General features: G+C 69.9%; 14 protein-coding genes. 5 read left to right on the forward strand and 9 right to left on the reverse strand.

Going from position 1 to position 15,469, the window contains the following annotated elements:
* Positions 1-15: 15 nt before the first annotated feature.
* The 7 genes from AB0G04_RS13265 to AB0G04_RS13295 all read right to left on the reverse strand — a co-directional run bounded on the left by AB0G04_RS13265 (position 16) and on the right by AB0G04_RS13295 (position 8,719).
* A complete protein-coding gene (locus tag AB0G04_RS13265) occupies positions 16-1,365 on the reverse strand; it encodes a nitrate/nitrite transporter (RefSeq protein ID WP_360981498.1) in 1,350 nt (449 codons plus the stop codon).
* A gap of 2 nt (positions 1,366-1,367) precedes the next feature.
* The gene (locus tag AB0G04_RS13270; RefSeq protein WP_360981502.1) at positions 1,368-1,685 is read right to left on the reverse strand and encodes a Rieske 2Fe-2S domain-containing protein; all 318 of its coding nucleotides are present in this window, start codon (positions 1,683-1,685) and stop codon (positions 1,368-1,370) included.
* Complete coding sequence (gene nirB, locus AB0G04_RS13275) at positions 1,682-4,144, reverse strand: nitrite reductase large subunit NirB (protein ID WP_360981506.1); 2,463 nt, start codon at positions 4,142-4,144, stop codon at positions 1,682-1,684. Before nirB ends, AB0G04_RS13270 begins: the two co-directional genes overlap by 4 nt.
* Positions 4,144-6,246 (reverse strand): molybdopterin oxidoreductase family protein, encoded by a 2,103-nt coding sequence (locus AB0G04_RS13280; RefSeq protein WP_360981509.1) that lies wholly within the window; start codon positions 6,244-6,246, stop codon positions 4,144-4,146. The genes nirB and AB0G04_RS13280 overlap by 1 nt, the downstream gene beginning before the upstream one ends.
* Positions 6,247-6,341: 95 nt before the next feature.
* The gene (locus tag AB0G04_RS13285; RefSeq protein ID WP_360981512.1) at positions 6,342-7,043 is read right to left on the reverse strand and encodes a CbiX/SirB N-terminal domain-containing protein; all 702 of its coding nucleotides are present in this window, start codon (positions 7,041-7,043) and stop codon (positions 6,342-6,344) included.
* Positions 7,044-7,182: 139 nt separating this feature from the next.
* Positions 7,183-8,283, reverse strand: coding sequence for a uroporphyrinogen-III synthase (locus tag AB0G04_RS13290; RefSeq protein ID WP_360981515.1), 1,101 nt, complete (start codon positions 8,281-8,283; stop codon positions 7,183-7,185).
* 163 nt (positions 8,284-8,446) lie between these two features.
* Entirely contained in the window at positions 8,447-8,719 is a 273-nt protein-coding gene (locus tag AB0G04_RS13295) for a hypothetical protein (RefSeq protein ID WP_360981518.1), read from the reverse strand.
* A gap of 336 nt (positions 8,720-9,055) precedes the next feature.
* Between AB0G04_RS13295 and AB0G04_RS13300 the strand changes: the two genes are divergently transcribed.
* Positions 9,056-9,421: a hypothetical protein gene (locus AB0G04_RS13300; protein ID WP_360981521.1), complete on the forward strand. Its 366-nt coding sequence runs from the start codon at positions 9,056-9,058 to the stop codon at positions 9,419-9,421.
* Positions 9,422-9,676: 255 nt separating this feature from the next.
* Here the strand turns inward: AB0G04_RS13300 and AB0G04_RS13305 are convergent, their stop codons facing one another.
* Entirely contained in the window at positions 9,677-10,903 is a 1,227-nt protein-coding gene (locus AB0G04_RS13305; RefSeq protein ID WP_360981524.1) for an AI-2E family transporter, read from the reverse strand.
* 107 nt (positions 10,904-11,010) lie between these two features.
* Positions 11,011-11,919 carry a diiron oxygenase gene (locus tag AB0G04_RS13310; RefSeq protein ID WP_360981527.1) on the reverse strand — a complete coding sequence of 303 codons (909 nt, stop codon included), beginning with the start codon at positions 11,917-11,919 and terminating at the stop codon, positions 11,011-11,013.
* 82 nt (positions 11,920-12,001) lie between these two features.
* Between AB0G04_RS13310 and AB0G04_RS13315 the strand changes: the two genes are divergently transcribed.
* From AB0G04_RS13315 to AB0G04_RS13330, 4 genes are read left to right on the forward strand one after another with little or no spacing between them, the layout of a single operon-like run.
* The gene (locus AB0G04_RS13315) at positions 12,002-12,712 is read left to right on the forward strand and encodes a TetR/AcrR family transcriptional regulator (protein WP_360981530.1); all 711 of its coding nucleotides are present in this window, start codon (positions 12,002-12,004) and stop codon (positions 12,710-12,712) included.
* Positions 12,709-13,110: a DUF4873 domain-containing protein gene (locus AB0G04_RS13320; RefSeq protein ID WP_360981533.1), complete on the forward strand. Its 402-nt coding sequence runs from the start codon at positions 12,709-12,711 to the stop codon at positions 13,108-13,110. Before AB0G04_RS13315 ends, AB0G04_RS13320 begins: the two co-directional genes overlap by 4 nt.
* Entirely contained in the window at positions 13,103-14,587 is a 1,485-nt protein-coding gene (locus AB0G04_RS13325; protein ID WP_360981536.1) for an NAD(P)/FAD-dependent oxidoreductase, read from the forward strand. The genes AB0G04_RS13320 and AB0G04_RS13325 overlap by 8 nt, the downstream gene beginning before the upstream one ends.
* Positions 14,584-15,459 (forward strand): SDR family NAD(P)-dependent oxidoreductase, encoded by an 876-nt coding sequence (locus tag AB0G04_RS13330; RefSeq protein ID WP_360981539.1) that lies wholly within the window; start codon positions 14,584-14,586, stop codon positions 15,457-15,459. The genes AB0G04_RS13325 and AB0G04_RS13330 overlap by 4 nt, the downstream gene beginning before the upstream one ends.
* Positions 15,460-15,469: the final 10 nt, after the last annotated feature.

The raw sequence follows: 15,469 nt of genomic DNA on the forward strand, positions 1-15,469 counted from the left end.
TGGATCACGGGTTGGTCAGACGGCGATCCTGGTGCGGGCCGCGGGGCGCAGGTACACCGCCCAGGTGATCAGCACGCACAGCGCGTAGAAGCCGATGAACCCGATGTACGCGGCGTCCGCGTCCTTGTAGGTCAGGAACGACTGGCGGAAGGCCAGGTTGACCAGCACACCGCCGACCGCGCCGATCGCGCCGGCGATGCCGATGACCGCACCGGAGATCCGCCGGGCCTGGTGCTCGTCACCGGCGTACTTCTGCTTGAAGATCGCCGGGATCATCTTGTAGGTCGAGCCGTTGCCGAGACCGCTCAGGATGAACAGCGTGATGAACCCGACCAGGTAGAGCGGCAGTGACCGCTGCTGCGACGCGACCAGCACGATCGACGCGCCCAGCGCCATCGCGATGAAGTTGACGAAGGTGACCTTCGCGCCGCCCAGCTTGTCGGCCAGCGCGCCGCCGAACGGGCGGATGAGCGAACCCAGCAGCGGGCCGAGGAAGGTCAGGTAGGCCGCCTTGATCGGCGTGTTGAAGGTCTCGGCGAACTGCACCTGGAGCACCTGCCCGAAGGCGAACCCGAAGCCGATGAACGACCCGAAGGTGCCGATGTAGAGCACCGACATGACCCAGGTGTGCGACTCCTTGGCGGCGTCCCGCATGCCGCGCTTCTCGTTGCGGGCCTGGGCCAGGTTGTCCATGTAGAACGCCGAGCCGACCGCGGCGATCACGATCAGCGGGATGTAGATGCCCGCCACGATGCCGGGGCTGCCGGCGCCGAAGGTCGCGAGCACGAAGAGCCCGACCAGCTGCACCGCCGGGACGCCGATGTTGCCGCCGCCGGCGTTGATGCCGAGCGCCCAGCCCTTGAGCCGGTCCGGGTAGAACGCGTTGATGTTCGCCATGGAGGAGGCGAAGTTGCCGCCGCCGACGCCGGCGATCGCGGCCAGGATCAGCAGGGTGCTGTACTCGACGCCCGGCTGGATCATGAAGGACATCAGGACCGACGGGACGAGCAGCAGGGACGCGCTGATGATGGTCCAGTTACGGCCGCCGAACCGGGCCACCGCGAAGGTGTACGGGATCCGCAGCGCCGCACCGACAAGCGTGGGAACGGCCGTGAGCAGGAACTTCTGGGCCGGGTCGAAGCCGTACTGCGGGCCGAGGAAGAGCACCATCACGGACCAGAGCGACCACACCGAGAAGCCGATGTGCTCCGAGAAGATCGAGAAAATCAGGTTCCGCTTGGCGATCTGCTTGCCGCCGTTGTCCCAGAACGCCGGGTCCTCGGGCCGCCAGTCGTCGATCCAGTGGCCCTTCAGCGACTTGGCGGCGGGTCTCTCCGGCGAAATGGTGGGAAGGGTCGCAGTCATCTTCAGTCTCCCAGAATGATGTGACCGTCGTCTTCCCGGACCGGGTAGACGCTGATCGAAGGCTGGCCGGACTGGGAACACCCGGTGGAGAGGTCCCATGCGTACAGGTGCAAGGGGCAGACGACAACCTTGTTGTCGATCTGTCCGTCCGCGAGCGGGCCGCCCTTGTGGGGGCAGACCGCGGACACCGCGCGAAGGGAGCCGTCGCGGAGGCGGAAGACTGCGATCATGTCGGGCCCGACGGCGTAGGTACGTCCTTCACCGAACGGGATCTCCTCGACGGGGCCGAGGACGGTCTTCTCAATGGGGGCAATGGTCATGAGCGCACCGGAACCTGGGGGAGAACGGTCAGGGGAAGCGAGGTACGGAACTGGCCGGGCGTGGCCGGGACGGCCCGCTCCTTCCAGGGGTCCTTGTAGGACTGGACGGCCTCTTCGACCGCCGCGTCCAGCTGGGAGGCGATGCCGTCGGTGTCCTCGACGACGATCTCGCGGATCCGCTCGATGCCGACCCGGGGCACGAACGAGTAGGTGCGCTCGAGCCAGTTCGCGTTCTCGCGGTAGTACTGCAGGAAGCGGCCGGTCATCCGGATGACCTCCTCCGCCGAGTCGAGCGTGCAGAGCAGGTCACCCTTGCGGATGTGGGCACCCGCGGCACCGCCGACGTAGATCTCCCACTTGCCGCCGTCGATCGCCACGACACCGAGGTCCTTGACGTACGCCTCGGCGCAGTTGCGCGGGCAGCCGGTCACCGCGAGCTTCATCTTCCCGGGACCCTCGAGGCCCTGGTACCGCTCTTCGATGGCGATGCCGAGCGCCGTGGAGTCACCCACACCGAATCGGCAGAAGTCGGAGCCGACACAGGTCTTCACCGTGCGGAAGCTCTTGCCGTAGGCGTACCCGGACGGCATGTCCAGGTCCGCCCAGATCTCCGGCAGTTTCTCCTTGGGGATGCCGAGCAGGTCGATGCGCTGGCCGCCGGTGAGCTTCACCATCGGCACCTGGTGCTTCTCGGCGACCTCGGCGATCTTCTTGAGCTGGGCCGGGGTGGTGACGCCGCCCTTCATCTGCGGGACCACCGAGAAGGTGCCGTCACGCTGGATGTTGGCGTGCACCCGGTCGTTGATGAAGCGGGCGTCGCGCTCGTCGACGTACTGGTCGGCCCACATCATCTTGAGCAGCGAGGCCAGGCCCATCTTGCTCTTCGCGTCGTGCTCGCCGCCCGGTACCAGCTTCTCGAAGACCGAGGAGACGCTCTTCAGCTCGTACTTGCGGATCGCCTCCATCAGCTCCGGCTTCGGCATCGGCACGCCCGGGACGTACCAGCTCGCGGCCGGGTCCTCCTCGGCCTCGCCGCCGGCGGCCCACTCGACGATCCGCTGCACCAGCGGCTTGCAGGTGCCGCAGCCCTTGCCGGCCCGGGTCTTGTCCATGACGCCGGAGACCGTCTTGCAGCCGGCGTTGACGACGCCGCAGATGGCGCCCTTGCTGACGCCGTTGCAGTTGCAGACCTGCGCGTCGTCCGGCATGTCCTCGGGCTTGACCTCGCCGGCCGGGCCGCCGATGTCGAACAGCAGCTCGGCCCGTTCCTCCGGCAGGGCCTGCGCCCGGTCGAAAGCCTGGATCAGGCCGGCGGCCTTGCTGTTGTCGCCGACCAGGATCGCACCGGCGAGCGCGCCGTCCCGGATGATCAGCTGCTTGTAGACGCCCTTCTTCGGCTCGTTGTAGATGATCACCTCGTCGTCGTCGGTCTCCGGGGCGATCAGGCCCATCGAGGCGACGTCGATGCCGGCGACCTTGAGCTTGGTGGAGAGCTTCGAGCCGGTGTACGCGGCCTCGACGTCCCGGCCGGTGATGTGGTCGGCGAGCACCTTCGCCTGGTCCCACAGCGGCGCGACCAGGCCGTAGAGGTTGCCGCGGTGCTGCGCGCACTCACCGACCGAGTAGATGTCGTCCTCGTCCTGCACCCGCATCTGGTCGTCGACCACGATGCCGCGCTCGACGGTCAGCCCGCTGTCCGCGGCGACCTGGGTGTTCGGCCGGATACCGGCGGCGATCACCACGACGTCGCACGGGATCACCGTGCCGTCGGCCAGCTTGACGCCGGTGACCCGGTCCTTGCCGAGGATCTCGGTCGTCATCGCGTTGGTGATGACCTTGATGCCGAGCTTGTTCTCGACGCTGGCCTGCAGCATGTGGCCGGCCTTCTCGTCGAGCTGGCGCTCCATCAGGTGGCCCATGGCGTGCAGCAGCGTCACGTCGCTCAGGTGGTTCTGCAGGCCGCGGGCCGCCTCGAGACCGAGCAGGCCACCGCCGATGACGACGGCGCGCTCGTGGTCCCGGGCGTAACGGATCATGCCGCGGGTGTCGTCGAGCGTCCGGAAGGCGAAGACGCCCTGGTGGAAGCCACGCTTCGGGTTGTGGATGTTCTTGATCGGCGGCGTCCACGAACTGGAGCCGGTCGCGATGATCAGCTTGTCGTACGGGGTGGCCGTCCCGTCCGTGGCGTACACCTTCTTGGCGAACCGGTCGATCCGCTCGATCCGTACCCCGGCGTTGAGGGTGATGCCGTTGTCGGCGTACCAGCTCAGGTCGTTGAGGTAGATCCCGGCCTCGTCCTCCACCCCGGCGAGCAGGTTGGACAGCATGATCCGGTTGTAGTTGCCGTACGGCTCGTCACCGAACATCGTGATGGTGAAGTCGCCGTTGCGGGCGAGGATCTCCTCAACCGTGCGGGCGCCCGCCATGCCGTTGCCGATGACGACTAGCTTCTGGGTCATCAGTTCTCCAAACTGTCCGGCGCGCGCTCGATGGAGATCGCGCACGCCTTGAAAGCGGGCATCCGTGAGTGGGGATCCAGTGCCGGGTTGGTCAGGGCGTTGGCTCCGGGCCAGTGGAACGGCGCGAACACCGTGTCCGGCCGGATGCCGTCGGTGAGCCGGGCGCGCAACGTCGCTACGCCTCGGCGGCTTCGGAGCTGGACCAGGTCGCCGTCGGCGATGCCGTGGCGGCGGGCCAGGTCGGGGTGGATCTCGGCACGCGGTTCGGGCAGCGCCACATTGAGCGCCCGCACCCGCCGGGTCTGGTTGCCGCTCTGGTACTGCTGCATGTTGCGGCCGGTCGTCAGCACGTACGGGAACGAGGAATCGGGAGTCTCGGCCGGATCGCGGTGATCGACCCGGACGAACCGGGCCCGGCCGGAGGCCGTCGGAAAGGACTCCGCGAACAGCCGCGGCGTGCCCGGGTGTTCCTCGTCCGGGCAGGGCCAGAACACACCCTGCTCGTCCCCGATGCGCTCGTAGGTGATGCCGGCGTAGTCGGCGATCCCGCCGGCACTGGCGCGGCGCAGCTCGTCGAACACCTCACGCGGCTCGTCGCTGAAGAACTTGCCGCGGCCCAGGTGCCCGGCCAGCTCGGCCAGCACCGTGAGGTCCGACTTGACCAGCGGCGGAGGCGGCAGCGCCATCTTGCGGCGGATCACGCGGCCTTCGAGGTTGGTCATCGTGCCTTCCTCCTCGGCCCACTGGGCGGTCGGGAGGACGACATCGGCGAGGTCGGCGGTCTCCGAGCGGAAGATGTCCGAGACGACCAGGAAGTCGAGGTTCCGCAGCTTGTCGACGACGTTGTTGCTGTGCGGGGCCGAGACGACGATGTTGCTGGCCAGGACCCACAGAACCTTGACACCGCCTTCGGCGCCGAGACGATCGATCATCTCGTACGCGGAAAGCCCCGGCCGTGGGAGCTCATCAGGGTCGATGCCCCACACCGCGGCCACGTGGGCGCGCGCCGCCGGGTCGTCGAGCTTGCGGTAACCCGGCAGCTGGTCGGCCTTCTGCCCGTGCTCGCGGCCGCCCTGCCCGTTGCCCTGGCCGGTGATCGTGCCGTACCCGGAGAAGGGTTTGCCGACCAGTCCGAGCGCGAGCGCCAGGTTGAGCCACGCCTGCGCGGTGTCGGTGCCGTTGCTGTGCTGCTCGGCGCCGCGTGCGGTGAGGATCATGCTGGGGCCCTCGGTGGCGAGCAGGCGTACCGTCTCGCGCAGCTGCCGCTCCGGGACACCGGTCATCCGCTCGACCCGCTCCGGCCAGTACGAGTTCGTCGCCGCCCGGACGGCCGCGAATCCCTCGGTCCGCTGGGCGATGTAGTCCTCGTCGATCCAGCCTTCGCGGATCGCGATGTGCAGCATCCCGTTCGCCAGCGCCAGGTCGGTGCCCGGCAGCGGAGCGAGGTGCAGGTGCGCGCCGTTGGCCGTGTTCGTGCGCCGCGGGTCGATCACGATGTGCTTGGCGCCGGCGGCCCGGCCCGTATCCAGGTACTGCATGGACGGGGGCATCGCGTCCGCCGGGTTGGCGCCGACCAGCAGCACCGTCCTGGCCTCCGCCACATCGGCGAGCGGGAACGGCAGGCCGCGGTCGATGCCGAGCGCCCGGTTCGCCGCGGTCGCCGCACTCGACATGCAGAACCGGCCGTTGTAGTCGATCGCCGACGACCGGAGCGCCACCCGCACGAACTTGCCGAGCGCGTACGCCTTCTCGTTCGTCAGCCCGCCGCCGCCGAAGGCGCCGACACTGTCCGGGCCGAACTTCTCCTGGCTGGCACGGATCGCGGTCACGATCCGCTCGTACGCCTCCTCCCAGGACGCCTCCCGCAAAGGAGACTCCCGGTTGCCGGGCTCCTTCCGGACCAGCGGCGTCAGCAGCCGGTCCGTGTGGTCCAGCAGGTCCGCCGCGGTGAAGCCCTTGGCGCACAGGCCGCCCCGGTTGACCGGGAACTCGGCCGGTTCGAGCCGGACACCCGGCATCCCCAGTCGCGTGGGAAGCTCGGGCGTCAGCGTCATCCCGCACTGCAGGGCGCAGTACGGGCAATGCGTCTGGGTCGCCGTCACACCGCAGATGTTTCAGGCCTGCCGTTAACCCTTGGGACGCCTTGCGGTGACGCTGTTGTTCAGTAATCCCCACAACCGCTCCGCCGCGGTTGTGACTACAAACCGCTACCGACGGTTGTGAGGATCTGGCTATCGAACCGACGCAGGACCAGATCGGCGACCGCCGGGTCATGGCACAGCGGCGGGGTCACGGAGTCGGCGCCGGCGTTGTGCAGGGTGCGGTAGAACAGGCCTTCGGCAAGCAGATAGGCGGCGACGGCGACGTTCCCGGCGCCCTCGGCCCGCAGCCGCGCCACCACGTCGGCGACCCGCGGGCCGCTGCCCGACGTGTAACCGAGCTCGACCCGGCCGGGCAGCTCGGCCGCCACCTCCCGGATACCGCGCACCCACAGCGGATCCGACGAGCCGGCCGAGGCCAGCACGATCGCGTCGGCGCCGGCCGGGATGTCGCGCCGGAGACTCTCCAGGAAGACGTCGTCCGGGCCGAGGGGAGCCGACACCGGGAAACCGGTCCCGGCGACCGCCTCGGCGATGTCGACCCGGACGTGGTAACCGGCCGACAGCAGTAGCGGTACGACGACGGCCCCCGGACGCCCGTAGCGCTCGGCGGGCACCCCGGCGACGACATCGGCAACGACATCGGTGACCTTGGGCTCCTGCACGTCGACGTAGCAGAGGCGGACGTCCAGGCCGGGCCGGCGGCGGGCCACCGCGGCGGCCAGTTCCTGGATCTGCCGGCGGCCCGCGGGCGAGCGGGTGCCGTGGGCGACGGCGATCAGGGTGGTGTTCTCACTCATGGGGCATCTCCTCAAGGCTGTGGCGGTGGGGAGCGGCCCGGCATGGCATCAGGCTCGCGGTGCGATGTGGTGCGATGTGGTGCGGTGCGATACGGCGTCGTCGCCGGGATCGAGCAGTGGGAGCGGACGGAGCGCGTGCTCAGGCGACCTCGTCGATACGCAGGCGGTAGCCGCGCTTGATCACTGTCTCGATGTGCTTGCCGGAGCCGAGCGCCGCCCGCAACCGGGCCACCGCCACGTCGACGGCGTGGCCGTCGTTGCCGCGGGGCAGAGATGCTGCCAGCTGGTCCTTCGAGACGACGGCACCGGGCTTGCGGGCCAGCGCGGAGAGGATCGACATCGCCGCGGGGGCGAGCGCGTGCGGCACATCGTCGATCAGGACGGCGTGGCCGCGTACCTCCAGGGTCGTCCCGGCGACCTGAAGCCGGACCGCGCGCCGCGGCAGCTCGTCGGTGACCGTCTTGATCAGCGCGCCCAGCCGGTAGCGTTCCGGCATCACGAACGGGATGCCGCGCTCGGCCAGGGGTGCCGCCGTGACCGGGCCGACGCATGCGGCGAGCGTCCGGCATGCGAAGGCTGCCGCCACGTCCGCTTCGGCCTCCTCGGCGATCTGCAGGAAAGCCTTGACCGCCGGTGCACTGGTGAACGTCACCGCGTCGATCTGCCCGGCCGCCACCTGGTCGACGAGTCGCCGCACCGGCGCCACGTCGGGCGGCAACGCCCACCGGTAGACCGGTACCTCCACGACGGCCGCACCGGCCGTACGCAGAGCGTTCACGAACTCGACCTGCGGCTCGCCATGCTCCTGCACGACGATCCGCAGCCCGGCGACGCCTTCGGCGAGCAGCCGCTCGAGCACCTCCTCGGAGCCCTCGGTCTTGGCCGCCCAGTCCTCGGTGAGCCCGGCCGCGCGGATCGCCCCGCACGGTTTCGGGCCGCGGGCGATGATCCGGGCGTTACGCAGCACGTCGCGCAGCGACTCGCCCAGGCCCCAGCCCTCGGCTGCTTCCAGCCAGCCGCGGAACCCGAACCCGGTCGTCGCGATGACCAGATGCGGTTCGAGCCCGATGCAGGCCGCCGTAGCCGCGTGCAGGGCATCGTCGTCGATCAGTGGGATGATGGTGATCGCGGCCGCGCTGATCACCCGTGCCCCGCGTCTTTCCAGCAGAGCAGCCATCTCGTTCCGGCGTCTCTCCGCGGTCACCGCCACGGTGAAGCCGGCCAGTGCACCCTCGATCATCCGGTCCCCATCCTGTGCCGCCGTCCGGTGCAAGAGTCCTAAGGCCCGGTTTCGGGACCGGCAAGTAAGTGTTTCCGCCAGAATAACGGCCGGTCACTTGATTGCCGGCCGCCGTTGTGAGCTGTTGATCATGCTCCGGTGACGGCGGTTCACGAGGCGGTCGTCACACTCCCGGCACGTCGTCCGGCCGCTCGAACATCGATCCGTCGACGCCGAGGATCTTCCGCACCTCCATGATCAGGTGGAACGCCGCGATCCGGCCGTCCAGGAGACCGATCCGGTAATCGGCACCGACTTCGCCGTCCTCAGCGATCTGCGGGTCCCGGTAGCCGGCCGCGCCGTCCACCCGCCCGGCGTTGTAGGCCACCAGAGCGTCGTCCATCTCGTCCTCTTCCCGGCGGATCGCCGGCACACCGCGCCGTCCCGCGTCTGTCACCTCCGCGCCACCGTGTCCGGCGCGGAACGTCGCGACAATTTCGCACACCGTGAAGCCGCGGCCCACCGGCCGACCGTCCCGAACCGGACAGCCGTCCGCCCGTCGTGGCACGTCCGGCCGGTGGTAGGACACCGGCAACCTCGCCGAAACCGTCCGGCACCCCGTGCGACATGCATCACCGCAGCTCAGCGCCGCCACCGCGCGTGATTACGTGATCACCCGGGCCCGCTCCGGAGCGGTACGCCGGCACGGTCACGACACCACCCGCCGGGGAATGCCGGCCGGAGCGCCGCTAGTCTCCGGGACGACTTCTCCTACACCCTCCGGGAGGCGGACGTGCCGGATCGGTGCGCCTGCGCGACGCTGCCGGTGCAGCGGCAGTACGGCGACAGACTGATGATCGATGTGGATGCCACCACCGTCCGGCTGCTCGGCCACACGCGTACCGGCACCATGGTCCTGCAGCGCGCCGACTGCCCGCTGGAGCAGACCGGCAAGATTCTCGAGGCGGAGACCCGTTACACCCTGCGGCACTATCTGCGGTGCCGGTCGTGTGACCGGACCGTCCTGTACGGCCTGTGCATCCGTGGCGAACCCGTTTTCCGGGACGCGGAGCCCGACGAGCCGCTGACCGTCCCCTGGGAGCGCTCGGACACGTTTGTCGACGTCCTCGGCGGCCCGGTCCTGCGATACGGCCGCTGACCGCAGACCCCCACCGTCGTCGCGGTCTCAGCGGCCGGTGACACCGGCGACGACGGCCGCCAGCAGGCCCACCGGCATCACGACCCGGTCAGTCCATGTAGAGCTCGTAGTCACCGGTGTCCGGCGGCACCGGGTCGACGCCGAGGCCGCGCAGGTCCGCCTCGGTGAAGGCGAGCGCGGCACGGTCGCCGAGGAGAAGGCCGAGCACCGGTTCACGGCGGCGCGCACCGCCGAGCGGGACGGCCGGGCGCCCCGTCAGGACATCGACGCCGGACCGACCGGGCTGGGAGCGTCCGGTTTGCCGGCGGCTCTCGCAATGCTCGTGGCGTAGGCGGGGCTGCTCGTGGCGTAGGCGGAGCGGGTGTCGGCCCGGCCGGCGGCGACCGCGAGGTCCCGCTCGCCGGCATCGCCGGTGAGCGGGACCGGCGTACGGTCCGCACCGACGGTCGGCTCGGCTTTGAGGCCGCCACGGTGCGTGTCCCAGATGTCGCGGGCGAGGATCTGCAGGATGCCGGCCACCGGGATGGCAAGCAACGCGCCGAGGATGCCGGCCAGTTCCACGGCGATCAGGATCGCGACGAGGACGGCGAGCGGGTTGAGCTTCACGGTGCGAGCGAAGATCATCGGCTGGAGCAGGTGGTTCTCCAGCTGCTGGTAGACCACGAAGAAGACGAGGACCACGATTCCCGCGGTGGTCGACGTGACGAACCCGGCGGCAGTGGCGACGATGGCGCCGAGGGTGGCCCCGACCAGCGGAATCAGGTCGGCAAGACCGACGAACAGAGCGATCAGGCCCGCGTACGGCACGTCCATCACCCGGAGCACCAGGTAGGTCAGCGAGCCGCAGATGAGGCTGATCAGCAGATTGCCGGTGAGGTAGCCCGTGATCGTCTTCGCGCAGTCGTGGCTCACCCGGCGGATGCGCTCGGCCCGGGCCGGCGGGAACAGGGCGAGGAACCCGTGGGTGATCTTCGGGGCCTCCAGGACCATGAGGTAGGACAGCACGAAGATCGTCGCCCCGCCGGCCACCCCGGTGGCGACCGAACGGAGGAACGCCAGCGTCGGCGCGCCCAGGCCCGACGCGTACTGGCGGATCCGGTCGGCGTTGTTCTCGGCGTACTCCATCAGGTTGAACCGCTCGATCAGCTGCCCGGCCGGGCCACGGCCGTTGCGCAGGTCGTCGACGATCGCGGGGAAGTTCGCGACGACCTGCCCGCCCTCACGGGCCAGCGGCAGCACGAAGAGCGTGACGACTCCGCCCAGCAGCGCGAACGCCCCCACGAAGACCAGCAGGGTGGCCAACCATCGCCGGCAGGCCGTCACGTGCCGGGTCATCCAGCCGACCGCCGGGTTCAGCGCCACGGCGAAGAACGCCGCGATGACGATCCAGGTGAGCACCCGCCGGGCCTCGTACCCCACGAACAGCACCACGGCCGTCGCAAGCAGGAGCCCTAGAACGATCATCGTGCGGCGCGCGGTCACGCCGTCTCTCGTTTCCCCCATGCCGACCCGCATACCCGGGCTTGACCAGGGAAAACGCTCAGCATCGTCACTATTCTCGAGCGGCGTGAACGGCGCGACGGCCCGGCTCAGACGGGCCGCGTACGCGGGAGCAGGCCCGAGGCGTGCCAGAGCGCGGTGCCCGGACCGCCGATCAGGTCGAGGCCGGCGAGGAAGGCGACCACCCGCTCCCCCGCCCAGCGCATCGTCTCGCGGTGATGCGGGTTGGCACGCGCGGCCCGCCGGCCCTCCTCCGGGTCGATGCCGACGGCCCGGTAGACGCGCGGGTCGATCAGGCGGGTTCCGGTGAGGTACGCGGCCCGGCCGATCACCAGCCTGTCGAAGGCCAGCCGCCCCTTCCCGGCCGCCCGGATCTGCCGGGCCAGTTCCTCGCGGGCGTAGCGGACGTGCCGGGCCTCCTCGACGACGTGGATGCGGGACACCATCCGGACCAGGGGCTGCACGTTCTCGTCGGTCATCGCCTCGCGCTGCAGGGTGTCGAGGAGCTCCTCGGCGATCAGGATCGCCGCGTACATGCGCGGGCCCACGCCGGTGTGGGCGATCCACTTGCCCAGCCACTGGTTGACGCCGGTGGGCTGGTAGAGCGGGGTGCCGAGGCGGGCGATCATGCGGCCGAACATGACGGAGTGGCGGCACTCGTCGGCGATCTCGGTGAGCGCGTACTGGGCGTGCGGGGCGGTCGGGTCCTGTTTGAAGTACTCCCGGATGAGCAGCTGCATCAGGATCGTCTCGAACCAGACACCCAGGCCGGCGATGCTGGCGACCTCGTGCTTGGTGAGTTCGATGCGCTGGTCCTCGGTCATCCGGTGCCACAGTGCGGTGCCGTAGAGGCTGGAGCGGTGCGGGGGCACGAAGTACTTGCCGGGGACCAGCGGCGCCTCCCAGTCGATTTCGACCTGCGGGTCGTACGAGTGCTCGGCGGACGAGCGGAGCAGCCGGGTGGCGGTGCGGTCCCGCTCGACGGGAGTGGTCGTCATCCATGCCTCCTTGGCCCTGCTGATTTGCTTGACGTTGCTGATCTACTTGACGTTACCGGCGGTAACAGTTACTTCTAGTACTATGAACTCGGCCACTCCGCCCGTCAATCCCGGCCCGCAAAGCGGCTCGCATCGTTCCGACGGCCGCCGCGGCCGCTGGGACGGTCATCGAGAACAGCGCCGGGCGGAACTGACCGTCGCCGCGATCGAAGCGATCCGGATGCACGGCCCGGACGTCGGCATGGAGGCCATCGCCGCGCACGCCGGCGTCAGCAAACCGGTCCTCTACCGGTACTTCGCCGACAAGTCCGAGCTGTGGCTCGCCGTCGGTCAGCAGGCGGGCGCGACCCTGCTCGAGGCGATGATCCCGGCGGTCGCCGCCGTCCGGGAGGAACGCGCCGTCGTCGCGGCGGCCATCGACGTCTACCTGGCCCACATCGAGGCCGACCTGAACCTGTACCGGTTCGTCGTGCACCAGCCCGACGTCGCCCGGCACCGCAACGTGGTCGCCGACGTGATGGACACCGTGGCCAGCGGCCTGGCCCGGATCTTCGGCGACCGGCTGCGGGCCCGCGGCCTCGACTCCGGGGCGGCGTTGCCGTGGGCGTACGGCGTCGTCGGCTACGTCCAGTCGGTGGGCGACTGGTGGCTGCGCCAGCAGCAGCCGATCAGCCGGGAGGCGCTCGGCGACTACCTGACGACGTTCCTCTGGAGCGGTATCGCCGGCATGCGCCGCGCCGCCGACATCCCGGGTGGACTTGCCGCACATGAAGGGTGGGCGAGAGATCAGTGAGCACCGACTCCGTGAACGAGGACCCCGGGAACGAGGATCCCGGGAACGACGACTCCGGGAACGACGAGGAATACCGCGGGCCGGCCACGTTGTGCCTGGACGACGGCCCGGTCCCGGTCGAGATCCGGATGTCCGCGTACTTCGAGCCGACCGAGGGGCGCTTCCGGTGGGCGGGCCGCACCGGGCCGCACGCGGCGCTCCGGGAACGCGTCGGCGGCGGCTTGCGGAAGGCGACGATCGTGGTCCCCGGATCGCCGGAGACCACCGTCAAGCTGAGCGACCCGGACCCGTGGGGCGGCATCCGCATCTCCGGAACGGGCACGCCGCCCTGGTTCCGGGCCACCGCGTCGACAAGCACGAGCACAGCCGAAGCCGGCACGGAGGTCCGGAATGCCTGACGAGCAGCACTTCGACGTCCTGATCATCGGAGCCGGCCTGTCCGGGATCGGCGCCGCCTGGCGTCTGCAGAAGCAGCGTCCCCGGGACACCTACGCCATCCTCGAGGCCCGCGATGCCATCGGCGGGACCTGGGACCTGTTCCGCTACCCCGGCGTGCGTTCCGACTCCGACATGTTCACCCTGAGCTACCCGTTCCGGCCGTGGCGCGAACCCGAGGCACTCGCGTCCGGCGACAAGATCCGCCGCTACATCGAGGAGACCGCGGACGAGGCCGGCATCACCCGGCACATCCGCTTCGGCACCCGGGTCACCGGCGCCGAGTGGTCCTCCGCCGACGCCCGCTGGACCGTCCACACGGCTGACGGGACCACGCTGACCTGCTCCTTCCTCTACGGATGCGCCGGCTACTACGACTACGGGCACGGGTACCGGCCGGACTTCCCGGGACTCGGCGACTTCGCGGGGCGGTTCGTCCATCCACAGTTCTGGCCGGACGATCTGGACTGGTCCGGCAAACGCGTCGTCGTCATCGGCAGCGGGGCCACCGCGGTCACACTGGTCCCGGCGATGGCCGCCGACGCGGCACACGTGACGATGCTGCAGCGCTCCCCCACGTACGTCACTCCGCTTCCGGGGCGGGACCTGATCGCCGACGCCGCCCGGCGCGTCCTGCCGCCCAAGGCGGCGAACCGGGTCGCCCGGGCCAAGAACATCCTGCTCACGCAGGGCTTCTATCAGCTCGCGAAGCGCCGCCCGAAGCTGGTCCGCAAGGCGCTGCGCAACGTCGCCGTCCACTTCCTCAAGGATCCGGGGTACGTGGACGAACACTTCAAGCCGCACTACGACCCGTGGGACCAGCGGCTCTGCGTGATCCCGTCCGGGGACCTGTACCGCTCCATCGCCGAGGGCCGCGCCTCGGTGGTCACCGACCACATCGACACGTTCCTTCCGGACGGCATCCGGCTGAGGTCGGGAACCGTCCTGAACGCCGACGTGGTCGTCTCGGCGACCGGCCTGTCGCTGCTGCCGCTCGGCGGCGTACGGCTGAGCGTCGACGGCGAGCAGGTCGACGTCGGCCGGTCGGCGGCCTACCGCGGCCTGATGCTCAGCGGCGTGCCGAACTTCGCCTACTGCATCGGCTACGTCAACGCGTCGTGGACGCTGCGCGCCGACCTGTCCCACCGCTACCTGCTGAAGCTGCTCGACCACATGGAACGCCACGGATACGCGGCCGCGGCGCCGACCCGTCCCGGTGGCACCGGGCGCCCGCTGCTCGACCTGAAGTCCGGATACGTGCAGCGCGCCCTCGACATCTTCCCGCGCCAGGGCGACCGCGACCCGTGGCTCGTCCGGCAGAACTACCTGCGTGACGTGTTCGCCACACCGCGCGCCGACGTCACCCGCGACATGGAGTTCACCCGCCGTCCCGCTCCCGTCCGCCCTTCCGCGTCCCGTTCCCCAGAGGTGGTTTCATGAACCGGCTTCCCGAGTACCGATTCGCCGGCCGCATCGCCGTCCTCACCGGCGCGGCCAGCGGCATCGGCGAACACATGGCCTACGGCCTGGCCCACCACGGCAGTGATCTGGTCCTGATCGACGTCGACGAGGACCGGCTGGAAACGGTCGGCCGGCGGATCCGCACCGCACACCCCGGCCTCACCGTGCGGACGATCGTCGCCGACCTCTCCGACCGTACGGCGGTGGAGGCGATCGCCACGCGGGTGCTGGCCGAGCATCCGGCGATCGGCCTGCTCGTCAACAACGCCGGCATCGCGCTCGGCGGCCGGTTCGACCAGGTGTCGATCGACCAGTTCGAGCAGGTCATGAACGTGAACTTCCGCGCGCCGATGCTGCTCACCCACGCCCTGCTGCCGGCGCTGACCGCGACACCCGGCGGACACCTGGTCAACGTGTCGAGCCTGTTCGGCCTGATCGCGCCGCCGGGGCAGAGTGCCTACTGCGCCCGCAAGTTCGCGTTGCGCGGGCTCAGCGAGTCACTGCGCAGCGAACTCATCGACAACGGCGTCGGCGTCACCACGGTGCACCCGGGCGGTATCAAGACCCGGATCGCCGAGTCCGCGCTGGTCGGCGCACACGTACCCGAGGAAGAAATCGAACCGAACCGCAAACTCTTCGCCGCCCTGCTCAGCTATCCCCCGCAGAAGGCCGCGGCACAGATCCTGCGGGCCGTCGCGAAGCGGAAGGCCCGGCTGCTCATCGCCACCAGCGCCAAGGCGCCGGATCTCCTCGCCCGGCTCCTGCCGGTCGGCCATGCCCGGATCGTCCGCGCCGCCACCGTCGCCTCCACCCGCGGCGCGCGTCCGGCGACGGCGGTGGTCCGGAAATGAAGTTCCTTGA

This window comes from Actinoplanes sp. NPDC023801 (assembly GCF_040639655.1).
Lineage (GTDB): Bacteria > Actinomycetota > Actinomycetes > Mycobacteriales > Micromonosporaceae > Actinoplanes.